Source organism: Streptomyces sp. NPDC026377, assembly GCF_055567715.1.
Genome location: NZ_JBVHPV010000009.1, coordinates 118387 through 142924, shown reverse-complemented (window position 1 = coordinate 142924; position 24538 = coordinate 118387). Strand labels below are relative to the sequence as shown.

Sequence of the window (24538 nt, the reverse complement as noted above, 5' to 3'; positions counted from 1 at the left end):
GTAGCTAGAGGGGGTGTTGGGGCGTCAGTCAAAGACCGGCCAAACAGGGACCCGCGCTTCGCCGCTGCCCTGCTACGCGTGGGGACGCTGTCCGGGGCTGTCCACAACGCCACGCCCGACGATCGCGATGGAGGTCACGACGCTGCCCGCCGTACCCCAAGGCCCGTCCTTCACCAGGACGGTTCGTTCCCCCAGGAGGCGGAGACTGTTCGCGTCGAAGATCCATTCACTTCGTTCGCCGTCGTGTGCCCTTGCTACTACCACTCCGTGCCGACCCGCTGCGTCAACGGCGTCTGAAATCAGTACGACGCCGGGGATGCGGGCAGCGGCCCGGTAGAGGGAGGCGCTGACTGCGGGAGGTGCGACGGAATGACGCAAGAGGTCTCCGATGGTGACGAACGCTTCCTGATCGTCGTCTGCACCGTGATTGCGCCTCACGTCCTGGTAGACCCTTTCGAGCAGGGCGCCGGGCTCGGTCGGCAGGCCGGACAGGAGTTTGTAGGAGGGCGAGTTCATGGAGGCCGCGCCCGGCGGTTCCAAGGTGACCAGGGGCCCGCCGGCCCGGCTCTGCGCCGTCGCACGGCTTCCGTCCGAGTAGGTCCACTGCTCTAGACCCTCATCCCTGCTGCTTCGCTGCATCTGACCGTCCGGCCCCTCGGAGAGCACGGCACTACGTCCAACCGTCTTGACGTATGTGTACTGGTCACGCCGAACCGCCCCCCCTGGCTTCTCGGCAGCCGCCAGAGCGGCGCGTTCCAGAAGATGCGCCGATTCCGCGCTAGCGGGCGGAGTGTTGTCGGGGGGTGATCCGCCGAACACGCTCACACCGGCGACGACGGCTCCCACAAGGGCTCCTGAGGCGAGAACGACAGCCCAGCGGCGACGCGGCAGTCGGGACCGGAACGACTCGTTCGGCCCTGTTGCCGGAGTGGTCGTTTCACGCAACACATGCGCTTTGCGCTGCAGCAGGCGATCCGTATCAATGTCTCGGTACGGCGGAGCAGGCACCAGCCTGGCGAGCTCGTCCCGTTCGACGGACTCAGTTGCATCAAGCTGCGGCGTAGATCCGGTGGTCATGGTTTCCTCCCCTTGACGGAAGCTGCGGACTTCCCACTGCCTCCTCTGTGTCCGTTGACCCGCACGGGTTCCAGAGACCGACCGTTCTCCGCCGATTCCGCTTCGAGTGACTTGCGGAGCTTCTCCCGTGCGCGGGACAGGCGCGAGCGGACCGTGCCGACAGGCACGCCGAGAGCCGCGGCTGCGTCTGCGTATCCCAGCCCAGACCACACCACGAGGCCGAACACCTCGCGCTCGGTGCGACGGAGACGACCCAGGGCTCTCTTGGCCACGGCGAGCCGTTCGCCATCGGTCATCTGGTCGACGACCTCGTCCGAGAAATCGGGTACACGATCGCTTCGCGGTATCCGTTCCATCGCTGCGCGGTGCCGACGTGCGGCGCGGGCCCTGTTTCGGAGCACGTTTGTTGCGATGCCCAACAGCCAGGCTCGGGGGTGTAAGACGTCGCTGCATAACTTGTCGCGCAGACGCCAGGCTTCCAGGAAAGTGATCGACATCACGTCTTCGGCTGTCGCCCAGTCTCCAGTCATGCGCAGGGCATGTGCGTATACAGCGCGTGCGTGGGCATCGAACAGCTCTTCAAAAGCTCCTGCGTCGCCGGATGGTGCTCGATTGGTATGTGCCACAACCTCTAGTGTCCGCTCAGACACGCCAGTTCCACTGCTCGTGTGGGTACTACCGCCGTGAGCCGCGATCTCTGCTCAGTGATCGAGGCCCATGGGAGCTGGACACAGCCTCTCCTGGCCTCGCCCTCGGCTTCGCCGGGGCAGGTCACCTCGGGTGTACCCAGGCGCAGCGAGCTCAGATCCCTTGGGACCCGACAAGTGCAGCATTCTGAGGGTGGAGGCATCTGTCTCTCTCCTCAAGCGCCTGGCGCACTCGACCTGCCCTCCCCAGGCTGGTCGAGTGGGTCACCTGTCTGCACGTCGACCCGCGCACCCAGGACTACTACGAACGCCGTATCAAGGAGGGCAAGACCCGACGCGAAAACGTCCGTTGCCTCAAACGCTACGCGGCCCGGGAGGTCTTCCACCTGGTCAGGCCCACACGGTCACGAGCCCCGTTACAGGGGCAGCCGTGAGACCTCCTTGCGGATCTGTCTGGCCTCGTTCAGGTCGTCGGCATCACGGGCCTGCTTGAACAGCTGCGTCAGTCGGGCGATGTCTGCTGCCGCCTGTGCCTGGAACGTGCGCTGGTCCTGCCCCGGCGAGGCGGGGCTCTTCACGGCGGCGGGCGGGACGGCGGGCGTGCTCTTCTTCGGAGGAGTAGACGCCCGCAGAGGGCGGCCGATGAGGCGGTCGAGGTCGTCCAAGAGCCGCTCGCTCTCGTGTTGCCACGCGCGCAACTCGTGCCTGCGTTGCCGGACAGCCTGATACAGCCGCTGGTGCTGCTCGCCGTCCTTGACCGTGGTGGCCAGGCGGGCGGCGCGACGGCCGGTGGCGCGGGGTAACGTGGCACGGCCCGCGGCCAACTGGGCCTTGAGGAGGGTCAGTTGTTCCTGCGCTTCCCGCGCTTCCGCGGGGCGGGGCGCCTCCGGCATGGCAGCCGATACCGGTACGGGAGGAGTGTGGTGGCCGTACGCCGTATGCGCAACGCGGAACGGTGGGGGCAGGGGCGGGCCGCGTGACAGGTCCCGGCGCCTGGGATCGGGCAGGTGGGCGAGCTCCAGGCCAACCCGCTCGGCCAGCTGTTTCCACGTGGTGGTGGCCCCCGCCCGCGCCACATCTTCGAGGGCTCGCCGCAACAGTGTGGCGGTGCGGCTGCCCTGGGACTGTACCGGAGGTCCGCGACCGGCTCGGGGTGACGGCTGCGTCCCAGATCCTGTGGAGCGCGCCCCGGCTGATCTGCGTGGCCGGCGACTTCACCCGCTACGACGCACACGCCGTACGCGAGCACCGGCGCTCGATCGACCTGGTCCGCTACCGGTACTTCGGCAGCGACCACTTCGGCCTTGAGACCGTGGCCTCGTTTACGGGGCACTCGGCTGAGGCCAAGCGGGTACGCAGCCGCGCGCCCGGGGTGCCGCCGGTCCGGCAGCAGGGCCGTGCCATGGCCGAGCTGGCCCAGGCGGTCGACGAGGTCCTGGTCGGACTCGGCGACGGCGTCTCCCGGGTACAGCGCAAGCAGTACCGCGCCTACCGACGGCTGCGGAACTTCGCCAGCGTCTGTGTGCCCCAGCAGGCGAAGCTCCTCGTCTACCTCAAGGCCGACCCGAAGGAGGTCGACCTCATCCCCGGCTTCACCCGGGACGTGACGGGGCTCGGCCACCACGGCACGGGGGACCTGGAGCTGCAACTGCGTACGGAACGGGACCTGGAGCGTGCCCAGGACCTGTTCCGCCTCAGCTACACGGCGGCATAGAGCTCTCTCGCTGGAGCGCTGGCGGTGTGTGGAGTTGTGGGCTTTCGTCGTGATGCGGCCTTTAGACGTGACGGGCAGGGAATGGCGGTGGACCACTAATGGTCCGGACGATCCCCGGTTTTGCTAACCGGGGATCGTCTGCTATCTATCGCCCTGTCGCTAACATGGCGGCAGGTCCCGCCAGGGGAGGCCGGTCCGCTGCCGGAACAGAATCCCGTTGATCACATGGCGGTGGCCTTGCCAGCGCCCGCCCCGCCCCCGATTCCTTGGCAAGTGCGGCTCGAGCCGAGCCCACTCCTCATCCGAAGGTCTCCCCGCCCCATGTCCCACGGAACGAGTTCCCAGCGGGAGCGTCACACGACCCCTCGGACACGACCTACCCGCGCAGCTTGCCGGGCGCAGTCGGTGAGCCTCCGGCCTGCGCAGACGACGACGTTCTAGGCCGCCACGGTCAGCGGTACGGAGCCGCCCACCGCGTTTCCCATAGCCATGGCACGGAGTAGGTAGGAGGGATCGTCAGCAGCCATCCCTTGCAGGTTCCTACCCACTACGACGATCAACGGCCCCTCGACCGCCTTTCGGTACCAGTGGGAAAAGAAATTCAGTGGCATGCGATACAGAAGCGGGCCTTCCGAGCCGGTGATCGAGAGATTTTTTCCCTTGAGATGAGCCTGAACGCTATCGAGATTTACATCAGGGATGTCACGCAGATCTAGCGGCTTACTTCCCTCCGTCGGGAGTAGCTTCTGCAGGTTAGTGAATCCTGCCTTGCAGTAGCTCGCGAGGACGAGATCTTCGACCTGCCCATCACCATGCAAGCCCCATCCGCCATAGCAGTCGGCAATGATCCCTGCGCGGTCCCCGCCGAACAGGATGCATTCCACTTCGAAGCCGACCTTCGGTTCCTTCGGCACCCTGTCCTTCAGCTCGACCACCGTCGAGACTGCGCAGTGAGGATGCGCCAGCCGCAGCATGAGTGGATCCACCCTCTGGTGGTCCATCAGGAGTAGTTCGGCCTCACCTGTCTCGTCGATCACGAGATTGCAGACCACGCATGTCTGCCGGGAGTTACCAAAGCGAGCAGTGAGATGTTCGATGTTGATTCCGGCTAGTGCCTGCCGTACGGCATTCGAGACATTGATCTTCCGCTCGGCAGTGATGGCGGTAGTGAAACGGCTGACCACACGATCCGCCTTCACAACGGGTCCGTCGCTGACAGCGCGCAGACGAGACCCGATGGCCTTCAGGACGCGATCGTCGATTTGCTGCTCGGGGCCAACTAGGTCATCGAGCGTGGGCTCTCCGGAGTCATCCGATGTTGTGTCCAAGCGCAGCCCCATGAGCAGCGCGAGCGCCTCGCCGGCGCCTGACCAGCTGCCGAGCTCGTGGTGGAGGGCGAAGGCTTCGCGTGCATGCGCGCGGGATCGCTCGCTATCGCCAAGCGCCCGATACGAGCGGGCCATGTTGAGCAGACAGGGGGCGCGGAGGGTGTCGTCATCGAGCTGTTCGATGAGGGCGAGTGCTTTGCGGAATCCAGAGACTGCCTGCTCGTGATCATCGGAGTGCGCATAATGTGCCCCGACGTTGAGATGCAGGGCGGCCATGAGAGACTGCATCCCCAACTGCTCTGTCACAGGCATAAGTTTGGTGATCTCGGCGATGGCCTGGCCCTGCTCCTCGCCGTGCAGCCGGCACACCGCGGCCATGCCGCGAGCGGTGAGGAGCACATGAAGGTCCCTCTGGTCCATAGCAAGTTCGGCGGCCGTGTCGTACTGATTGAGTGCCTCGGCCCACTCCTCGTTCCGGGCGTGCACATTAGCCAGAGTCATCCGGCAGGGCAGGATGGCCGACTTATCGTCGGACCGCTCGCACTGGTCAAGCGCCATGGTGATCGCAGACATGGCCTCCCTATGGAGGCCCCGGCGCGAGTAGAGAACGGCAAACGCACGCGATGCCTGAGCCCTGGTAGTTGAGGATGCATCGTCCGACTCCCCGGATCTAACCGACTCCAGGACCTGGGCGCCCTCCTGCCATCGGCCCGCGACGACAAGTGCTTCTCCCAGCGCAATCCTGGCCTTGGCCAAGCCGCGTCTCTCTTCGGCCCCCTCCAGTAGGCGAACCGCGTCCGTCAGATGGGTCACGGCCTCACCGATCCGGCCCCGGTGCCACAGATACTCGGCGGTTTTCTGCAGAGTCTGGGCGATAACGATGGGGTTACCCAGATGTTTGGCCATCTCCCGGGCGTCGGCGAAGTATGTTTCCGCCTCATCGAGATCACCGTTGCCGCCGTGGTAGGAAGCCAGGTAGGCCAGCGCCCGAGCCGCACGTTCATAGTCGCCGAGTCCGGCAGCGAGATCAGCGCATTCACCGAAGTGCTCGGCAGCCCGATGGGTGTCTGCTTGCTTGGCAGCCTGAGTACCGAGTCGAAACAGAGCCCGAACCTGCCCCTGGGCATCACCAGTGTCCCGGTAGATGGCCAGCGCGGCCAGGAGGCCCACCACTTCTTCGATAGGGCGAGACTGGCTGGCCGACGGTGACAGTTTACTCTCCATGGCTTGCCGGGTACGCAGCTCCAGCTTGTCCACAGCTCGCAGCAATTCGAGCACTGAGGAATCGTGGTCCGCCAGCTCTCCCAGTCTCCAGATGATTGAGCGAGTCTCGTTGTTCTCCCGCCCGTTCTTACAAAGTTCCTGGACGGTCTCAAGCCGGGTCTCCAGCCGGTGACACCGGTCCTCGGTGGCGATCAGCTCAGCGCGAGTAAGAGTCAGGCCCTCTTGCAGGTAGACCACTTGCGCTTGCAGGTCACCGCACTCCTCCTGCAGTCGTTGGTATTCGCCCTGCCACAACTGCACTTCGGCCCCGTGGACGAGCCGCTGTTCCTCAAACTGCGTCTCGAGGTTTCGGCACCGGCCTCGGGCACTCGCTAGGCGGCTTTCCCGGTCTCGCAGCGTTTCCCGAAGAGCCCGTTGCCGCGTCCTGATGCGTCGGGTTTCCTCATCGGCCTCAGCCAGCTTGGCCTGCAGCGCCTGCGCTTCACTGCTGTGTTGGTTGGTCTTGACAGCGTCCTGGTGCAGTTGCCGTAGCACCGCCGCTGCTTCGGGCGCGAGAGGAGCGTGCGTCTCCTGCACGTCCGCAATCACGCCCGCGACGAAGTCCCACGGTGGGATCCGTTCACCGTTGAGGTAGCGCGTCACGGTGCTCGGGTTGAGGTATCGGTCTACGGCGTAGCTCCGCACGCTGACCCCCAGGGTGAGGAAGACGCGACGCAGGTCCTCAGCCAGGGCCTGTTTCTCCGGGGCCAGCCCGTCCTTCAGGGGGGCTAGACGTCCCTTCGGCCGGACCGGGACGGCTTCGTCTGCCTCTCCAGGGGTGGGCACCTGTCCGTTGTGCATTGGGTCAGTATCGCGGCATACCAACTCTTGTGCGCAACCGATGTGTTGCCGCCTCAGGCGGCAACACAGGCCCCGCGCTGCCCCTGCGAATGGCAACGCTTCCAAGGGGCTCCGGCGCTCTCTTCCCGGCCAGGATCGGTCACGATCGGGACCGGGGTACAGACCCCGGTTCTGAAGGGGGAGGTGAAACACCATGACCATGTCCGACGAGAGCAAGCGACCGCGTACCTGCCAGGCGGGCTTCTGGCGTCGGCTCGCCCGGCAGGCGGCACTCGGTGCCGCTGGTGCTGCCGGTTCCGGGATTGTTGGTCTGCTGTTGTTTTGGCTGCGTCGCCACTAGCAGCCAGGGGCTGTCCGATGAGCCACGTCTGACCCACCGGACAGCCCCACGAACCTTCGTGTGACATCGGCACTAGGGAGGTCCTGCCGCATCCTTAACCCCGGATGTGATGACGCCGCGGTCGTGGCCCCCGACCCCGTCGGAACGTCTTCCCTAGTACCCGCCGCCTGATCAGCGATCACGCCCAAGCGTTGGCAACCCGCCGGAGATCGTCCGGACGCTGGTCGTGGGCGAACGGTCGTCATACCGCAGACTCAGCCGTTCAGGACGTCGAGCCCCAGGGGCCCGGGGAGGGCGATATGTCCGGTTGCGCAGAACGCGTCTGACTAGAACGCCCCAGACGGCGCGCCGCTCGGCGCTGTCCGAGGGGATGAGCCGCACCCGAATGCCGCCGTTCGGTTCCATAGAGACATTGCACTCCGTCCCCGTGCCGCTCACCCAGAACGGAACCTTGGTATTCCGGTGAAGGCTGCTGGGGAGTCTGCTCAACCTCACCAAGTCCGCGGGAAAGGGCACGGATACGCGCACGGCTGTTGCCTGCCGATCCATTGAAACGACAGGCTGCCCCTTCCGTGTGAAGTGAATCCAGCAGAAGAGTTCGGGTTCGCTCGCAACATCTTCAGCACGCACCACCCCATTATGCGACGAAAAGATCAGCGTCACCGTGCGGGGTTGCTGAGCCAGTTCAGCATGGTGAGGCGTCTCCGGGTTCGGAGAGTACAGCGCCCTCCTCGAACCCGACGTACTGGCCTTCGAGCGTGAGGAAAGCGTGGACGTGGTGCCAGTAGGTGTTGCCCTCGCTGCCGTGTAGAGGAGTACCGGCGGATGCAGCGACCTTCCATGGCGATGCCGCTCGCGACCGAGCGCAGGCGGCCGATGAGCTGCCGCGACAGGGTCCCGCAGGCGACCAGGACGGCGAGGCCCACCCAGAACATGTCATGCGCTCCGGACAGAGGCTCACCGGTTGCGCCCAGGGGGCTGCGCAGCTGGTGGCGCTGCTGCCACCGGCATGGGAGCGTGCGCGGTCCGGAGTTCTGGCCCGCCAACTGCTGGCTGTACGAGGCGGGTGCCTTGACCCTCAGTCTTTCGAAGGTGATGTCCTGCACCAGGGCCGTCGGTGCGTGCGCCGACAACGCCCAGGTGCGCTGGTGGACGGCATGACCGCCCCACACGGTCCATGCGGGAAGGAGGCCGTTGGGGTTCTGGGCGGCGAAGGCGTCGAACTGTACGCCACCCTTCTCGGCGCCGGGGGCCTCCCAGGCGATGTACCGTCCGTCGATGGACTGCGTCCAGCCTGCATCCGTGAGTGCACGGGTCGACTCTGCGATGGCGGCCTCGGTGACGCTGGACGGGCCGCGACCCCCCACGTTCTCGCTGGCGAGCGTGTCCAGCAGGGTGCTGATGATCGCGGTCGGGGTGGAGGCGGTGGCTGTGGCGTGCCACAGGCGGTCGCCCACGGGGGTCTCGTAGGCGGCGACGGTCCAGTTGATGTCGCGCGGCCCGGTTTCGTGCTCGAACTCCATGCGTGGGGTGAGGGATTCGTGGCTGGCGATGGTGGTTTCGTCGTGGGGGCGGTACTTCTCCCAGGCGGGTTGGGAGTTGAGGAAGTCCTTGAGGAGGGCTTCGTGGTCGCCGCGGTCGGCGGCATACACCGGCACCAACTCCGACTTCGGTGCCTGCGGTTCGACCTGGGTGTCGGTGTCAGCGGCGGTGGCTGCCTCCGACGCCGAGGTGCCGGCGAGAGCTTGGGCGGCCTGCCGTTCTGTGTCGGTGGGCGGAGGCGGGCCGGGGCGGACGACGGCGCCGTACACGCTCGAAGTCGGCGATGGCTTCGCTGGGTGTGTCGTAGGAGCCGCTGATGACCCGCAGATGGTCCTCGCCATGGAGATGGACGCTGTCGGCGTGCCGGTAGGTACCGACCGCGACGGTGGTGTGGCCCTCGTGGGCGTGGAGGTGGATGGTGAGGAAACCCGAGGCGATGTCGTCGTGGATCTTCTGGGAGTCGGCGGAGACGAGCCGGATCTCATCCCGGTTGAGCCAGGTCATCGGGTGGCTCGCCCAGGTCCACTCGGTGTTGATCTCCTGCCGCAGCGGCTCGGTGATCTCCACGGGGATGCCGGCGTCGCGCAGCAGACCTGCGGTGATGTTGGCGTAGTAGGGCTCCTCGTGGTCGATCCGGACGAGGAGCATCGTGCCGTCCGTGACCGGCCGGAAGCCTTCCGAGGCGAGGGTGGCGCGGGCGGTGTGGAGTGTGCTGCCGCTGAGGGTGGCGACGACGGCGCTGGGGTGCTGGGGGTGCAGGGCGAGGAGAACGTGGGCGTCGGGTGCGGTGTCGGGCATAGCCGGCTCGTTTCGCCTGTCCGGGCCGACGCTGAGGTCGGCCCGGACCGTGGTTTTCAGCGAGTGACTCGGAGGGGGAGCGGGGCGGTCCGCGGTGGCGGACCGGCCCGAGGAGCAGCGGGGGTGCGGGCGGGGCGGGCGGTGCGCGGCGTGGCCGGGTTGGTGGCCTGCTGCCAGCGGGAGCGGATGGCGGTCAGGTCGGCCAGCGCCCGCCGGCTGCCGGTGATGAGCTGGTGGGGGCGGTTGGCGGGGTCGCCGGTGAAGGCGGCGATGGTAATGGCGACGCTCTGTGCGCGGCTGAGCAGGGCACGCTCAAGGACCTTCTCGCCCCAGTGCTCCGGGGAGCCGACCGGCATGGACAGCAAGGCCAGCAGATCCACAGGAGCGATCCCCTGTAGGAGGAGGCCGCGGTGCTGGGCTTCCCAGAGCACCGTGATGGGGTCGACCGGTCGCCGCGATGGGTGAGCGCGGCCACACATCGCCACAGCGTCGCGTGCACCGGGAGCGCGAAGTCCTCGGGGACAAGCCAGCGCATCTGGCCGGCCTGAGCAGGGTGGGCGGTCGCGGTGGCGATGAGGAGGCGTTCCTCGTCGAGGGCGTCCTCGCTGGTGTCCCGGGCCGGGGACGGTGGCAGCGCGGCGCGCGGCACAGAACCCGCGTGCGGGGCGAAGCGGCCCGCGAGATCGTCGAGGAACCGGGTTAGGGCGTCGGCTTGGCGGATCGTGTCCTTCGCGCGGTGGGGCAGGGTGGTGTCCATCGCGCTCTGGGCGAGGCGTTCGCCGTGGAGGCGCAGGCTGCGGCGGGCGTGGTCGGCGCGGATCATCCGGGCGTACGCGGCTGCGTGCTGCGCGCGGGGACAGACCTGGATGAGGGTGTGCAGGTGACAGATGAGAGGCTCGGGCGAGTGAGCGAGATACCGAAGAACACCCTGCAATACCGCGTTGACGGGCCAGAACACGCTCCGGTCCTGGTCCTGGGCCCCTCCCTCGGGACAACATGGCACAGGTAGGCGAATGCGTCTCGTGGCGTCTAGGTAGTCCAGGTCGGGAGTGTTTGCCCTGCTTGGGTCCTTGTGGTTCAGGTGCGTCGACGCTGTTGGTGACTCGCGTGTGACTGCTGTGACTGATGTGGACCCCTGTCGGCTTGTATCCGCGGCGGTCCCTCGTGCGTCAGGTTTAGGCTAGGAACGCGCTCGACACGCTCGGCCCGGATCCTGGCGAGGCCGTTGCACCGCTTCCTGTGGTCGGGCGTGCCTCTGATTGCCTGCTCGACTTCCTCGTGGGCGCTCGTGTCGCGTCTGGCGTCCAGGTGCGCCCGTCTGCCGAATTCGGTACAGCCCCAGCCCTGGTCAGCTGCAGGTCGGCCCCGGATGACCAGGTGTCACAACGGCTGGGGTCCGAGCCCCGCTCCGGCGGTGGCTGGCGCAGTGACGCGCACGTGAAGTCTTGCTCCTGGGTCAGGGGTGATTCAGAAGTCGGTGCCCAGCACGGCGAGGGGGCGCCGGTCGAGCTGAGCGATGCGGACCTTCTCGCGCAGCCAGTGTGCGACTTCACCTTCCTGTTCGAGCAGGAGGACGAGTTCTCGTAGTTCACCGAGAACGATCACTCGCTGGTTCAGGGCCCGCTCGCTTTCCTTGATCGCCGGCCCGGTGAACCCGGATGCCGATATGAACAGCGCGCGGACTTCCGAACGTCCATAGACCCGAACGAGGTGGCGGCTCATTGCGTTGATCTCGACGGGTTCACCCCGCCACTTGATTTCCACGAGGTACTGGGCCCCGTCCATTTCCAGCGCGCCGTCGATCTGCTCGGCACATGGCCGTCCTCGTCACGCAGGAGGAAGGATTCCCTGATCAGGACCCCCTCGGCCTTGAACACATCGTTCAGTACGTCTTCGAGGGCGGTGCCCCGCTTTCGCGGGTCCGCTTCGTCGAAGAGTTTGGCGAGTCGGCCGCGAAGTGCTTGAAACTCCGCGCGCCGCCGAGCCAGACGTTCCGACTCGGCGGTGCGTGCCGCGAAGCGTGCTGCCCGTTCATCGTCACGCGCCTGGCTCATCCTGGTGAATGAGTCCTTGACGTTCACCAGGCTTCGCACGTTTGCCTGCAACCCTTGTGCCGGTAGTCGATCGTCCGGCCACAGTGTGGAGAAGTCCTCGAACTCGATCGCCCGCTTGAGCAGCTCTCGTCGAACCCCCAGGCCGGCGTCGCCTTGCTCGTTGATCTGGCTGAGCACGGTACGAACAATCTTGTATTTGCTAATCGTTGATCTGTCAGCGGCGAGCTGCTGCCGGTGTGCGGCGAGCAGCTGCTCACTGACGCCCGCTCCGCGCAAGAACCCGAGGACTCCGTCCTTGCTTCGGCTCAGCCGTGGCACCAGCTCGATCAGAAGCTCCAACAGCTCGGGAGGCCAGTGGTAGGCGTCATCGTGGGCCATTCGATATCCGCACCTTCACGTTGCAGCCGTTTCGCAGGCCCTTGCGGCCTGCGCTCGATCGGAACAGCGCATCCTTCAAACCTGATTGTGCAGCGCACGTATCAACTTGACCCCGGTTTCACGCGATAGAAGACGTCCAGCTCGCGCACTATCGGCCCCTCGTTCCGTGGAAGGTGCAGACAGCTGTCACGGGCACGGACACATACGGCCTGGCCTTTGTCGAGGGCGTCGACCGTGATCCCTGTCGGCAGCTCGCCCTTGAACATCGGGCCTACCGGTTCGTCCTGAGCGTGCACGATGCCGCGCGTGCCCAAACGTCGGCCGCGGCCCCGGGCCTTGGACTACCGGATCACGTTTGGGGGAATGCCCCGGATGTCTAGCGGCTCGGTGCGGTCATGTAGCGGGGGGGGGGGGGGGGGAGGCCGAAGTGCCGAACAGGTACGTGAAACTCGCGGGGTTCGACCGAGACCTGGACTTGACCAAGCCGGATCTTGGAGTGGCAGGCGGGGCCGTGCTCCTGGAACGCTTGTTGGCAGACCGCCGATTGCCCGTAGCCGTGCGCGGTCTCACATGTGCGGAGATCTGCGAAACACTGGGCTACACGGAGCCGATGTACCTGTACCGACGGAGGGGCCGGGTGGTCGCCTCACACACCCGCAGCGACGCACAGGACCGGCACCGCGGTGGTGGGGAGTCGGATGAGCACAAGGCGTACAAGGAGAGGGCGGTCCGCGCGGCGGAGGAAGGCGGCCACCATGCGACGGCGGAGCGGGCGAGCAGAGACCGGAAGGTTCGCAGCGACGTCCTGATACGGGGAGCGAACGGTGTCCTGCTGGGCTTCGAGTCGCAACTGTCTCCAGTCAACCCACGGGAGATCGCAGCGCGGGACGCAGCTGCCCGCAGGGCGGGGCTGGTGGACGCGTGGCAGACGGATAGCCGGGCACTGGCGGAGGCACTGGTGGTGCCGTGGCTGCGCACGGACAAGCTGCCCTTCGAGCTGATCGTTCGGCGTGACAGCCCGCTCCCGTTCCGCGGTGGTGTCCGACGGATCGATTTGGTGCGCTGCGATGAGCGGTTCCCGGGGCCGTGTCCGCGGAAAGGGACTGGGAAGTGCGGGAGGTGGCATCCGACGACTCGGCCGGCGGAGGTTCCCTTCGACTCGTTCATTCGGGAGGCGGCGTCGGGGCTGTACGTGCGGGCGACGGTGAAGGTGAAGCGGACAGCCTTCGAGTTCTGGACCCCGGCGGCGGACCATGCCGCCTTCCGCGATGCGACCGCGGGGGAACCGCCGTCCGGCGTCGCGTACCCGCGGCGGGCGAAGAACGTGATGGGCGAGGGCGATCCAACATGCCGAGTGCGAACCCCGGCAGTGGACAACGCACATGATGTCCCGCTAGCGGACATTCCGGGTCCGCGCGTACCGCGATCCAAGCTGGCTGGTACTCCCACTGCTGCAGGGTCGGCGCTGTATCGGGGGCAGTGCGGAGCAGGAGTGATGAAGTGTGGGGCCCCTGCACGGTTCTACGCATGCGGGTGGCGGTGCGACAGACACCGGCCCGGGGCTACTGGAAGCGAGATCTGAGCATGTGGCCTGGTGCGGCTTTAGGATCCTCGTGACCCGGGAGCGCCGCATGCCGTTCGCATCCTTCTGCCCGCCGCGGAACGCGCTGTGAGTGCTGTGGTGTTCTCGTCCGCCGGGCAGCTTCTGGTCGGCGTGGTCATGGGCGGCACCGTGCGCGTGTCTTGAGAATGATCCGACGCTTCTTTTGCCCTTTCGTGTGTCTCCCTTCAGTTGGACAGGCGGGGCGGAGGCACGGTGGTGTCAATGCCGACAGGGGGACCGAGCGTTGTGAGCCCGAATTGTGCACTCGAACGTTTGGGTGGCCGTCGTAGAAGGGTGCGCGATCGACGAAGTGTCTGTGAACTCAGTCAATGATTGGCCTGATGGGGGCGGCTGAGCTACGGTGTTGGCATCCGTGTCAGACCCGTCCGAAAGTCGCCCTCCTGCTCGGAGAATCACATGTCAGGCTCCAACGATGTGCCCGTTACCTTGGCGGGAATCGCGCGCATCGCGGGCGTTGGTCGAGCGGCGGTAAGCAACTGGCGACGCCGCCATGACTCGTTCCCGATGCCGGTCGGCGGTACAGACACCAGCCCGCAGTTCTCCCTTGCGGAGGTCGAACGGTGGCTGTACGCCCACGGGAAGATCGAGCGGATCGGGTTGCGCGAGCGGCTGTGGCCGCACTATGAGGCCCTGGGGGATCGTGCGGTGATGGGCGCGGCGCTCGCCGAAGTCGGCCGCCGCCTGCTTGCTGCGACAGGCGCGGATCAGGCCGCACCCGAGCATTCCTTGCTCCCGGACGAGGCCGCTCGCGTAGTGAACGAGACGGTTGACGTCGCACGATACGAAGGAGAGCGGGAGACATTCGCCTTCCTGCTCACACGCTGGCTTGACGCCCATGTGCGGCAGGTCGGCACCACTCCAGCCCCACTGGCCCGACTGATGGCAGACGTTGCTCTTGCCGTCAGGGCGGAGGAGCGCTGGGGCGCGGATGGGCGGATCACCGTTCTCGACCCCGCCTGCGGTGTCGGCGGGCTGCTCCTGGCCGCCGGTGAGGGCCTGGCGGAGCGAAGCACCGACGCCGATCCCGGGACTACGGCGCTCATCGGTACCGAACTCGACCCGGTACTTGCCGCGCTGGCGGAAGTGCAGCTGGGCTTCGCCGACGCGGATAAGGGAAGCGGCGGTGTGAGGATCGAGGCAGGTGACTCGCTCCGCGCGGACCCAAACGACGGTGTCCGGGCCGACATCGTCCTGTGCAACCCCCCGTTCAACGCGCGCGACTGGGGCCATGAGGAACTGGCCACTGACCCCCGCTGGGCCTACGGCCTGCCACCGAGGACCGAGCCCGAACTCGCCTGGATTGAGCACGCGCTGGCGCGACTGGCGCCAGGCGGCGTGGCTGTACTCCTGCTACCGCCGGCGGTGGCCTCCCGGCGCGCAGGTAGGCGCATCCGTGGGGCGCTACTGCGGACGGGCGCTCTGCAGGGAGTCGTCGCACTTCCGGCCGGGGTCGCCCAACCGCACAGCGTCTCGCTGCAGTTGTGGATTCTCCGGATGCCCGCGTCTGAGGGCAGCGCTGCTTCCGGCGAACGCCTGTTTCTGCTCGACGCAGCCATATCGCATGGGGCGACGAGAGGAGCTCAAGGTATCGATTGGCCGCAGTTGACCAGCCGCGTACTCGATGCGGTACGTGCTTATGACTGGTCTGGAGAAAGGAAGGCAGGAGCAGGGAAGCAGTTGCCTGAGGGGTGTGTCACCGTTCCCATGGTGGACCTGCTCGATGAACAGACAGATCTCACACCGGCCCGCCACGTACCGGAGACGGCCGTAGAGGCCCAGGCCAAGCTTTATGAGTCCTGGGGGCGCCTGGGCGGCCTGCTCGACGAAGTGCGCGATCACTCCCAGTCTCTGGCGGCAATCGACCTGTCGACGGGTAGTGAGGCGTTGTCCACGATCACGGTCTCGGACCTGCACCGTGCCCATGCCCTCAAGCTGCAACAGGGGCAGACGCTCCCCGGTGAACTACTGCACGGCGACGCGCTGCCAGATGGCGCGGTACCGGCCTTGAGCGTTCCCGACCTGGTCATGGGAGGACAGCCGGGGGGCTGGCTCGCCCGGGCCGAGGTGGAGCGGGGCGCCAGTACGGGCTCGTTCACCGTGGCCGAGCCGGGGGATGTCGTCGTGGCGGGTGTCGAGAGGGCGTATCGCGTCTGGGTCCAAGAGGAGACGCCCTTGGTGCTCGGACCCCAGCTTTATGCACTGCGCCCGGACCCCGAAGTCCTGGACCCCTGGTTCCTCGCAGGCTGCCTGCGCGCGTCCGCGAACGCGCGGCAAGCGGGTTCCCACACCTCTAGCTCTGCCCGCATCGACGTACGCAAGCTACAGGTGCTCCAGCTCGCACTTGCTGAACAACGGCCGTATGCGGCGGCCTTCAGAGAACTCCTGGCACTTGAGGAGTCGCTCCGCTCGGTCGCATCGGTGGGTGAGGCTCTCGTGCGGAGCTTCGGGGACGGGCTCGCAGCGGGACAGCTGCACTCTTTGCGTCCGTGAGCAAGCCGCCGGTCGCTTGCGGTGCACTCGCCGGACCTTCTTGTACGTGACTTGCCGCCGAGCATGGATGTTGGCCCACAGGCGCTGGGGAACGATCGCTGAAGAGCTTGGACTGGACAGGATCTCCGAAGACGCAAGGAGTACGCCACCGCCCAGGCACGCTCCCCCGACGAGCTGTCCCTGCCAGCCAGAGCGCAACTTGCCTACGCAAGATCGCCTAGATGCCGAATCCCAGCTCCTCGAGCTCGATGCCGACCTCTCGGCACCGCTCAGTCAGCATTTCGGCGCGCGGGCCCGTGACGTGGGCCATCTGTTCGAGCACCATGGCCCGCGCCGCCGCGGCCGGAAGCAAGTCGCCGAAGGGGATACGGCACTCCGCCGCACCCAGAGTGCCCTCCAGGTAGTCGGCCAGATCATCCGGGCTCTCCTCGCCCTCAGCTCGCAGGGCCAGAGCCTGATAGAGCGCGATCGCCTCCTTGCAACGCCCGGCCACACGCATGCCGTTCGCGGTCACGCGCAAAGCCGTCCGGACGCCGGGGTCGAAAGCGCCCCAATCCCGGCGGGCGGCGGGCAACAGCTCCAGCAGTTTGTCTACCGCACTCGCCGGCTCACCGGATTCGACTTCCGCTGCGGCCTCGGTGGTGACTTCCTGAAACATCCGGCGGCTGAGGAACCCGGAACCGCGTCGTCTCCTGCCGGAACTGGACGCAGCTACCGGTGTCGCGGACGCGGCTGGCAGGTTGTATTCGTCGGGCAAGCGCAACGGACGCGTCGGGTCCGGCTCTAGCCGGGGGGACGGGGCAGCGTCACCTGGACGCGGCGCGTACTTCCGCAGCACCTCTGCGACCATGCGGGTGTCCACCGGCCGGTCCTCTGGCTCCTTAGCCAGCAACTTCAGTACCAGCCTCTCGAGCTCTGCCGGGATGTGCCCGACATGACAGGTCGGCGGGATCGGGGCGGCATGCACATGCTGGTCCTTCAGCCCGTCCCCGGAGAAGGGCGGATGGCCGGTCAGTAGGTGGTAGAGGACGCAGCCCAGCGCATACAAGTCGGTCTTCGGCGTGATCTGGCGTTCCAGAATCTGCTCCGGGGCCTCGTACCCTCTGCTGCCGACGGTGGATCCGTGCTGGGTGTAGTCGGTGACGCCGGGCCAGAGCGGCTTGGCGATGCCGAAGTCGATGAGGACGACCACGCCGTTCTCATCGATGATCAAGTTGTACGGCTTGAGGTCGCGATGCACCACCGGCAGGTCATGGGCGCAGGTCAGTGCCTCGGCGATTTGAACCCCGATGGCCGCGCTTACCTCGATGGTGGGGGTGTACTGCTCCAAGAACCGGTGCAGGGGCTTGCCGGCGACGTAGCGCATGACGAGGTAGGGCTCGGCGTGATGAGTGCCCTGGTCGTACAGCCCGGGAATGCTCCTGTTACGCAACCGTCCCAGAAGGGTGCCCTCGCGCCGGAACCGGCCACGTATGCGCCGGAGTTCGTCGTGTGCCTCGTCTTCGTCGAGCGCGTCCAGGAGCTCGTTCTGCGTGCGCAGGCACTTGACGGCCACGAGCCTGTCGTCACGCAGGTCCGTCGCCAGCCAGACCACAGCCATGCCGCCGCTGCCCAGGTGCTTGAGCAGTTTGTACCGGCCGCCCAGCACCTCGTCCTTCTTCATGCCGCCCCTTGCCTGTGAAGCGTCCCGCCTCTGGCGCGCAGGAGAGGCGCGACGGTGGCGAGTTCCCGGTTCCGCCGGACCGTTGCGTGGCGGATGCGCCTAGTGTAAAGCGATCGAAAGATTGGTTGTGCATGAACTGAGTTCACAAATGTTTTGTGTCATGCTGGTTCTGCCGGAGCCTGATGCGCCCGCTCAGTGGGGCCGTATCGGGCCGTCCTGTCCGAACTGCTTGGAGGAGATCGTGAGCAGTGGGTCGCGCCCCGCCGGGACCAGCGGTGACATCAGGCTGGTACGTACGAACCTCGCTGCGGCGCGCCTGGACCCCCGGGACTGCCCCGCCAAGCGGGCCAGCGACGCCCGACCGATGCTGATCGCAGACCCCGAACCCCCTCAACTCGCTGAAAAACTACAAGACTTCACGCTCAAGGTCTTCATGGATGCACTCGACCTGATTGAACACGAGTGCAAGGATCCGGAGTGGGTGATCGGGGAACTCCGGCGCACAAACGGGACCTTCGGGCTCTACCGGCGCCGTGAAGCGCACCCCCTGCTGCTGTCCTGGTCAGCCGAGGCGGTCCGTCGCTATCTGGCGGCCAGGGTGGCAGACCAGCACGCCCGCCAGGCCGCCGGCCTGCCGCTCACGGTCCCGGTCCGGGACACATGGGTGGTCGGCACGGACCCGGGCCCGGTCGACTCCCGGGGCGCAGACACCTATGAGATGACCGCTTGGGGACGCCGCTACGCGGCCCTCGACGGCTCCACAAGGGAACTGTGGCTGCTCACCTTCGGCCCCGCCAAGGACGACCGACCCGAAGCAGAGAAGGCCGTAGCCGCGTACGTGGCGGCGCGAGGGCGTCCCGCGATCGGAGGTTGGCGCAAGCGGCACACTTCGGTTCCCTTCGGTGAACTTCCCCAGCACCGCGCCGCCCTGCCCGAGCACGTGCGGGTCATCGAATTCGGCTGCGGAGACGGCAAGCACAACGAGCTGATCGACTGGAACAGACAGGAAACGCGTCAGCACTTCACAGCGGCGGGGTGGCCCTCGTTACTCCAGGCCATCGACGGGACCGGGACCCGCCCTGGCACCGGCTGCATCGACTGCAAGGCGCTGAGCGGCTGCCAGGCCCTCCCGCACAGCCCGGAACTGCTGAGCATTACGCCGCCGAAGCGCCGGCGCCCCCGCCGCAGCGTCTCGGTCACCGATCTGCGCGCCTATCGGGACTGCCCGGCGAAATATCACGCGACTCGGCAGCTCAAGCTGCGCTCCTCGACGCCCGAGATCCCAGAAGTCCGGCGCGGCCGTGTGGTCGACGACATTCTGAACCAGCGGCACGCCAGCACGCCCTACCGAAGCTGCGAGACCTTTCCCGGCCCGGCGGACCCGGCCTCCTGGGGAGCCGGCGGTCTGCACCTGAGCGGTCAGGAAGCACTCGACGGTGCCGCCATGCTCGAACAGCACGCCTTCTACTGCCCCTTGGACGGCCTCGCCGCCGAAGAAGAGGTGCGGGTGCAGTACCAGGCGGTCTGCTACGACCCCGGACTCGATCTCGTGCTGATGGCCACCCCCGATCTGCTCCACACCCGCCGCGGGGGCTGGATCTGGCGGGAGACCAAGACCGCGAGCAGATACCTCTATGAGGGCGAGCCGCTGTTGAAGCTCTACCCCCAGCTGGCGCTCGGCGTCCTGATGCTGGCCACCGGCGTCCTGGGCGGAGACACTGCGCGCTCCCGGGTGGAGCTCGAACTGCTGCACACCGACGACGTGACCTTTGAGGAACTCGACCCCTCACACCCGGGGACCGTCGACGAAGCGCGAGAAGTGATCACGCAACTCGCTCAGCCCTGGGCCTGGGACCAGGACTACCCGACCGCTCCAGGCCGGCATTGCGACGGCTGCGAAGCCCTCGACTGGTGCCGCGCGGGCATCGAACACCTCGCTCCGACAAGGCAGGATTCCTGATGGCCACCGCCTTTGACACCCACGCCGCCCAGCGCGGTGACTGGCTCGACTTCCCCGACGTACGCCTCGTCCGTACGCTGGCCGGCGCCGTCATCCAGCTCGCCGACCTCGGCCCGCTCTCCTCCTTCAAACTGCCCTACCCGGCCGAAGCCCAGCGAGCACTCGACCGGACCGTCCTGGCCTGCCTCATCAGGGGCGTCGAGGAGATCCCGAAAAGCCTGCCGGAACTGCTCTTTTGGTGCCACAGCCGCCCCCTGGAGGACTGGCCCCTGGACCTGCCGCCGGACGCTTTCGGACCAGACGACTATCTGGTGGACCCCGAGGCACGGGTTCCCACCCAGCTGTGCCACGAGTGGTGGATCAGAGGCAAGGACGCCGGCGCCGCACACTTCGACCGCGAGGTCATTCACACGGCCATGCGCTTGTGCCGCAAGGCGTCATCACCCGAGTCCTACGTCGCCTTCCGCAGGCTCCTGGTCGAACGACCGGTACTTACCGGAGTGGAACGGTTCGAGACCGAGACCGACCTGTCCCTCGCCCCCGTACAAGAACTGCTGGACCAGTGCTACGCCCCGGTCCCGGCCTCCTACGAATTCCAGGGCGGCTACGTCACCTGCGGTCGCTGCCTGACCTTGCTCACGCCGCTCGCCGACGGCGCGTGGTGGTGCGAGAGGGACCGGTGCCGACGCCGGGGCGCACCGCCGCACGGACGGACCCTGACCGGAGCCGACGTGGCCGGACTGCTGCAACTTGTACGACCGCTGCGGCAGTTCGTCACCGGACCGGGACGCGCCGAGGTCGATCTGGAAGCCCGACTGTGCACGCTGGGGCTCGAGGTCCAGCTCTGGCCCGGCTTCGACGCCTACGACTTGCGTGTGACCTTCCCCGACGGGCACATCTGGGCCATCGACGTCAAGGACTGGAAGCATCCCGGGCTGCTTGGCCGGTCCGCGAAACCCGTTCGCCCAGAGCCGCCCTACGACGAAGCGTGCTGGGTAGTTCCCCGCGAACAGGCCGAAGCCCACCGCGACTACCTCGGCACCTACCGCCGCAACCGCCCCGCCTCCGCCGAGGGCCTACCCCTGCTCACCGACGACCGGCTCGCCGCCCTCGCGACCACCCGCCTCCGCGGGGCAGACGGCCCCCACCTGACGGACTCCGCACCGACGAACGGATCCCCGAGTGCGTAACAGCAGCGAGTGGTACCAGAAACTGGCCAAAGCCCTGGAGCCCGTCTGGCCCCAAGAACACCAGGACGTAAACCCCTCGCTGCTCTGCCAGGTAGAACTCGGCCTCTACCTCATGGAGAGTCTCGACCCGTCTGGCGACGCCCACGGTGTCTACACCCTCCTGGGCGGCTACCCCTTTGCCGCCGCCGCGGGCATCGCCACCACACCAGCACAGAGCACCCGGCTGGATGTGGCACGCCACCTGCTGTGGAAGCTGCGTCGCCGCCGCATGTGGCACCAGTGCCTGGAGACGTACGTCCAGCTGCCCGAACGGCTCCGCGGCTACCGGCTGCCCGAGGGAGGAGGACCGGCGCGTCGCGTCGAACCCACCATCGCCGCAGACCGCTTCGACAGGTTCGCGCATGCGCTGTCCCAGCTTCCGCACTTCGACCAACGGCAACTGCAGCCCGCCCCGGCGGGCCAGGCCCGGTTCACCGAGCGGCACCGGCCCGCCTCCGTGACCATCCCCGAACAGCTGTGTTTCCCGCCGGCGACCGGCCACGACCTCAGCCAGGTCCCGCACACCGCAGGCCACCCCCTGGACATCCCGCTGGCCGAACTCGCCGAGACCGCCCGCTGGATGGAGGAAACCGAGACGGCCCGCGGCCTCACCTGTGGCCATTGGGTGCGACGGCTGGAGGACCTGCAACTCGACGCCCTGTCCGCCGACGGGCAGCGCTTCGAGAAGACGACGGTTCTCCGCATGGACCGCCTGCTCCATCTGGTCGGCATGGTGGGCGCGGGCAAGAGCACCCTGATGCACCTCATCGCCGTCTGGGGCGCACGCAAAGGGCTCCGCACCACTCTGGTCGTCGGTGACGTCGCCGAACAGCTCACCCTGGTCGGCCAGTTCCGCGACCTGGACCTGCAGGCCGCTCCCGTCATCGGCGGCACCACCCGCGAACAGCACGCATCCCGGCTACACCGCCGCCTTGCCGCGCGCGGCCAAGCCTCCCTCCTCCAGCACGATGATCCAGCCTTCGATGACCTGAGCTCGGTGTGCATCCTTGACGCACAGCGCGGACTGGAAGCAGCTGAACCCCTGCGCTACGTCGACGCCCCCTGCACGGAACTGCGCCCGGTCAAGAAGCCTGGTCCCACCGCTGTCGGGGAGATCCCGCTGCCCGTGTACCGGCACGACCTGTCCGAGGCTCCCGCGGAAAGCGAGATGTCTCGGTCCGATCACGGCTGTCCGGTGTGGAGCGTCTGCCCCCGCCATGCCCCCGACCGGGAGCTGGTCGATGCCCTGATCTGGGTGGCCAACCCGGCCAGCCTCCTGCAGAGCGCTGTCCCCAACCACCTCAATGCCGAACGCCTCAGGCACCTTGAACTGGCCTGCCTACGCAGCGACATCATCGTCGTCGACGAGGCGGACCGCGTACAGATGCAGCTCGACACCGCCTTCGCCCCGTCCGCGACGCTGATCGTGCGCGGCCCGGATTCCTGGCTCGACCGCCTCGGCATCCACAAGATCGATGAACTGGCCCGGCAAGGCCGCCTGCCCCTCTCGGCACGCGATGTCGAACGCTGGTCGGCCTCCCTGGACCTGGTCCACATCGCCGCCAACCGTCTCTACCGCCGACTGATCACCGACCACGACCTTCGCCGCTGGGCGGACATCGAATACTTCAGCGCCTGGACGCTCCAGGAGAAACTCGTCAACGAGTGGTACCCCCGTCCGCGCGTCATCGGTCTCCTCCCCGACGAGACCTCCTCCGACGCCGAGGTGTACGACTCCAACGACGAGGCCGACGGCGACGCACCCCTGCCGCGGACCCCGGACACCGAGCCCTGGGACATCCGACGCAACGAAGTCACCAAGGCGTTCGACGCCTTCCGCGATGACCCGCTCGGCGATCGCGGCCCGCACAACGACCTCACCGACGCCCTGATCCGCAGTGCCGGAGCTCTCCTGCACCACCTCGACCAGACAGCGACCAGCCAACGTGTCCGCTCCGTGCTCGACACCCTGCTCACCGGGTCCCCGCTGCTGGACGGTTCCCTGCGCCAGGAGCCACCCAGCCCGGGGAAACCCGACCGGGATCCCGTGGACACCTGGGGGAGCGAGCCCTGGCTGGAACGCGAAGCCCGACGCCTTGAGTTCACCCTGGTACTGGCCGCCCTGCACCAGCGCCTCGAACGCGTCACCTTCCTGTGGCCGCAGGCCGAGGCGGCTCTGCATCTGGACACCGCCGACAACGAACTCTCCCGCAGACCGCCCCTCGACTACGCGCCGGTGGTGCCGGAAGCCCCGATGGGTAACGTCCTTGGATTCCAGTACCTGCCCGAAGATCCGGAGCGCGGCCCGGACGGCGACGAACACCGCAGCGGTACCCTGCGCTTCTTCCGCTGTGCTGGCGTCGGCCGCGAGCTCTTGCTCCACCTTCCCGCGCTGGGAGCCGACCCCGCGGCGGGTCGGCCCGGACCGCACGTCCTGCTCATGTCCGGCACCAGCTGGGCCGGGACATCGACCCGCGCACACGTCATGGCCCCGGTCACAGCGATCCTCAAACCCCACCAGGCCGCCGTCGACTCCATTCGGCAAACCCTGTTCACCACGCTGTTCCTCTACGATGGCGAAGGAACCCCGCTCACCCTCTCCGGAGCCCGACTCGATACCCGTGAACGGGTCCTGGCCCAGATGGTCACCCAGCTCGGCAAGTCGGCCCCGGGCAGCACCTCGCTCCTCGATCAGGAACTACGGCAGATCGAGGACGGAGAACGCCGACGTGCCCTCCTCCTGGTCGGCAGTTACCAGGACGCCAGGATCGCCGCCGACCTCCTGGAACGCATGCCGCGCTGGCGCGGAAAGGTCCGCGTCCTCGCCTCCGACAAGGCAGAGCTCGACCACGCCGGCCCCGGAGACACCGCCACGGGAGACTTCACCGGCGCCTCCGCCGTACGCCGCGGCGACCTCGCCGCCTTCGCCAAGGACGAAGACGCCGAAGTCCTGGTCGCCCCCCTGATGGCAATCGAGCGCGGCCACAACATCCTCAACCAGAGCCACAAAGCCGCCTTCGGGACCGTCCTTTTCCTCGCCCGTCCCCACCCGCGCCCCGACGACCTTTCGCTGGCCGTCTTCGCCATCAACGACTGGGTCACCAGGTTCGTCCGCAACCAGCCGGATGCCGAGGCGGGAACCTTCGGCAAACTCGTGGCCGACGCAGCGGACATGGACACCGCCGGGCTCGCCTTCCGCCTCGCGGCTCGCAAGGAGTGGCGCCGCCTGCTGTCCCGACGCTACATCTACTCCCAGCTCAACGACGCGGAGAAGACCTCCTTCGCCTGGGATCAGCTGGTCACCATCTGGCAGGTCATCGGCCGGCTGGTGCGCGGCGGAGTGCCCGCGCGGGTGGTATTCGTCGACGCGGCCTTCGCCCCCGCACTCGCCGAGGCCGGTGCCCCGCCCGCCGCGGCGACCCGCAGCGGACGCCGACGCAACGACCACGGCCTGCTCATCAAGCTCCGCGACGTCCTCGCGCCCTACTTCGACGACGACATCACACCCGAATCGTTCGCCGACCCCGCCGACCCCGCCCTGGTCCGCACGCTCTACCACCCGCTCTACGACGCCCTGTGCGGCCTGATCATCCGAACTGACCGCTGAGCCACAGCAAGGAGACTGCAAAG

At 67.3% G+C, this 24538-nt stretch carries 15 protein-coding genes and 2 pseudogenes; 6 read left to right on the top strand and 11 right to left on the bottom strand.

The window, feature by feature from the left end:
• Nucleotides 1-72 precede the first annotated feature (72 nt).
• The 3 genes from ACZ4MU_RS20215 to ACZ4MU_RS20205 all read right to left on the bottom strand — a co-directional run bounded on the left by ACZ4MU_RS20215 (nucleotide 73) and on the right by ACZ4MU_RS20205 (nucleotide 2617).
• A complete protein-coding gene (locus ACZ4MU_RS20215) occupies nucleotides 73-1077 on the bottom strand; it encodes a CU044_5270 family protein (protein ID WP_467878240.1) in 1005 nt (334 codons plus the stop codon).
• The gene (locus ACZ4MU_RS20210) at nucleotides 1074-1703 is read right to left on the bottom strand and encodes an RNA polymerase sigma factor (RefSeq protein WP_467878238.1); all 630 of its coding nucleotides are present in this window, start codon (nucleotides 1701-1703) and stop codon (nucleotides 1074-1076) included. Before ACZ4MU_RS20210 ends, ACZ4MU_RS20215 begins: the two co-directional genes overlap by 4 nt.
• Before the next feature lie 437 nt (nucleotides 1704-2140).
• A complete protein-coding gene (locus tag ACZ4MU_RS20205; RefSeq protein ID WP_467878236.1) occupies nucleotides 2141-2617 on the bottom strand; it encodes a hypothetical protein in 477 nt (158 codons plus the stop codon).
• 242 nt (nucleotides 2618-2859) lie between these two features.
• Between ACZ4MU_RS20205 and ACZ4MU_RS20200 the strand changes: the two are divergent.
• Nucleotides 2860-3438: pseudogene (locus ACZ4MU_RS20200) on the top strand (transporter); the annotation flags it as partial.
• A gap of 162 nt (nucleotides 3439-3600) precedes the next feature.
• Here the strand turns inward: ACZ4MU_RS20200 and ACZ4MU_RS20195 are convergent.
• The 7 genes and pseudogenes from ACZ4MU_RS20195 to ACZ4MU_RS20165 form a co-directional block, all read right to left on the bottom strand.
• Nucleotides 3601-3761: pseudogene (locus tag ACZ4MU_RS20195) on the bottom strand (transposase); the annotation flags it as partial.
• A gap of 114 nt (nucleotides 3762-3875) precedes the next feature.
• Nucleotides 3876-6830: a tetratricopeptide repeat protein gene (locus ACZ4MU_RS20190; protein WP_467878233.1), complete on the bottom strand. Its 2955-nt coding sequence runs from the start codon at nucleotides 6828-6830 to the stop codon at nucleotides 3876-3878.
• A gap of 999 nt (nucleotides 6831-7829) precedes the next feature.
• Nucleotides 7830-8822 (bottom strand): DUF317 domain-containing protein, encoded by a 993-nt coding sequence (locus tag ACZ4MU_RS20185; RefSeq protein WP_467878230.1) that lies wholly within the window; start codon nucleotides 8820-8822, stop codon nucleotides 7830-7832.
• Nucleotides 8823-8871: 49 nt separating this feature from the next.
• Nucleotides 8872-9510, bottom strand: a complete 639-nt coding sequence (locus ACZ4MU_RS20180) for a hypothetical protein (protein ID WP_467878228.1) — start codon at nucleotides 9508-9510, stop codon at nucleotides 8872-8874.
• A gap of 56 nt (nucleotides 9511-9566) precedes the next feature.
• A complete protein-coding gene (locus tag ACZ4MU_RS20175) occupies nucleotides 9567-9890 on the bottom strand; it encodes a hypothetical protein (protein ID WP_467878226.1) in 324 nt (107 codons plus the stop codon).
• A 1087-nt stretch (nucleotides 9891-10977) separates the two neighbouring features.
• Nucleotides 10978-11232: a hypothetical protein gene (locus ACZ4MU_RS20170; protein ID WP_467878223.1), complete on the bottom strand. Its 255-nt coding sequence runs from the start codon at nucleotides 11230-11232 to the stop codon at nucleotides 10978-10980.
• Nucleotides 11229-11942, bottom strand: coding sequence for a hypothetical protein (locus tag ACZ4MU_RS20165; protein WP_467878220.1), 714 nt, complete (start codon nucleotides 11940-11942; stop codon nucleotides 11229-11231). The genes ACZ4MU_RS20170 and ACZ4MU_RS20165 overlap by 4 nt, the downstream gene beginning before the upstream one ends.
• Before the next feature lie 427 nt (nucleotides 11943-12369).
• Between ACZ4MU_RS20165 and ACZ4MU_RS20160 the strand changes: the two genes are divergently transcribed.
• Nucleotides 12370-13524, top strand: a complete 1155-nt coding sequence (locus tag ACZ4MU_RS20160; protein ID WP_467878218.1) for a hypothetical protein — start codon at nucleotides 12370-12372, stop codon at nucleotides 13522-13524.
• Between the two features lie 438 nt (nucleotides 13525-13962).
• A complete protein-coding gene (locus tag ACZ4MU_RS20155; RefSeq protein ID WP_467878215.1) occupies nucleotides 13963-16056 on the top strand; it encodes an HsdM family class I SAM-dependent methyltransferase in 2094 nt (697 codons plus the stop codon).
• Nucleotides 16057-16273: 217 nt separating this feature from the next.
• Here the strand turns inward: ACZ4MU_RS20155 and ACZ4MU_RS20150 are convergent, their stop codons facing one another.
• Complete coding sequence (locus ACZ4MU_RS20150) at nucleotides 16274-17719, bottom strand: serine/threonine protein kinase (RefSeq protein ID WP_467878213.1); 1446 nt, start codon at nucleotides 17717-17719, stop codon at nucleotides 16274-16276.
• Between the two features lie 364 nt (nucleotides 17720-18083).
• On the opposite strand from ACZ4MU_RS20150, the gene ACZ4MU_RS20145 reads away from it, so the two are divergent.
• From ACZ4MU_RS20145 to ACZ4MU_RS20135, 3 genes are read left to right on the top strand one after another with little or no spacing between them, the layout of a single operon-like run.
• A complete protein-coding gene (locus ACZ4MU_RS20145; protein WP_467878210.1) occupies nucleotides 18084-19679 on the top strand; it encodes a PD-(D/E)XK nuclease family protein in 1596 nt (531 codons plus the stop codon).
• The gene (locus ACZ4MU_RS20140) at nucleotides 19679-20869 is read left to right on the top strand and encodes a pPIWI_RE_Y domain-containing protein (RefSeq protein WP_467878207.1); all 1191 of its coding nucleotides are present in this window, start codon (nucleotides 19679-19681) and stop codon (nucleotides 20867-20869) included. Before ACZ4MU_RS20145 ends, ACZ4MU_RS20140 begins: the two co-directional genes overlap by 1 nt.
• Complete coding sequence (locus ACZ4MU_RS20135) at nucleotides 20862-24515, top strand: pPIWI_RE_Z domain-containing protein (RefSeq protein ID WP_467878205.1); 3654 nt, start codon at nucleotides 20862-20864, stop codon at nucleotides 24513-24515. The genes ACZ4MU_RS20140 and ACZ4MU_RS20135 overlap by 8 nt, the downstream gene beginning before the upstream one ends.
• The last annotated feature ends 23 nt before the right edge of the window (nucleotides 24516-24538 follow it).

Bases quoted from the DNA above. Each gene is read 5' to 3' on its own strand.
- ACZ4MU_RS20165 (WP_467878220.1), bottom strand. From the start codon at position 11,942: ATGGCCCACGATGACGCCTACCACTGGCCTCCCGAGCTGTTGGAGCTT.
- ACZ4MU_RS20140 (WP_467878207.1), top strand. From the start codon at position 19,679: ATGGCCACCGCCTTTGACACCCACGCCGCCCAGCGCGGTGACTGGCTC.
- ACZ4MU_RS20145 (WP_467878210.1), top strand. From the start codon at position 18,084: ATGCTGATCGCAGACCCCGAACCCCCTCAACTCGCTGAAAAACTACAA.
- ACZ4MU_RS20155 (WP_467878215.1), top strand. From the start codon at position 13,963: ATGTCAGGCTCCAACGATGTGCCCGTTACCTTGGCGGGAATCGCGCGC.
- ACZ4MU_RS20180 (WP_467878228.1), bottom strand. From the start codon at position 9,510: ATGCCCGACACCGCACCCGACGCCCACGTTCTCCTCGCCCTGCACCCC.
- ACZ4MU_RS20205 (WP_467878236.1), bottom strand. From the start codon at position 2,617: ATGCCGGAGGCGCCCCGCCCCGCGGAAGCGCGGGAAGCGCAGGAACAA.
- ACZ4MU_RS20170 (WP_467878223.1), bottom strand. From the start codon at position 11,232: ATGAGCCGCCACCTCGTTCGGGTCTATGGACGTTCGGAAGTCCGCGCG.
- ACZ4MU_RS20150 (WP_467878213.1), bottom strand. From the start codon at position 17,719: ATGAAGAAGGACGAGGTGCTGGGCGGCCGGTACAAACTGCTCAAGCAC.
- ACZ4MU_RS20190 (WP_467878233.1), bottom strand. From the start codon at position 6,830: ATGCACAACGGACAGGTGCCCACCCCTGGAGAGGCAGACGAAGCCGTC.
- ACZ4MU_RS20215 (WP_467878240.1), bottom strand. From the start codon at position 1,077: ATGACCACCGGATCTACGCCGCAGCTTGATGCAACTGAGTCCGTCGAA.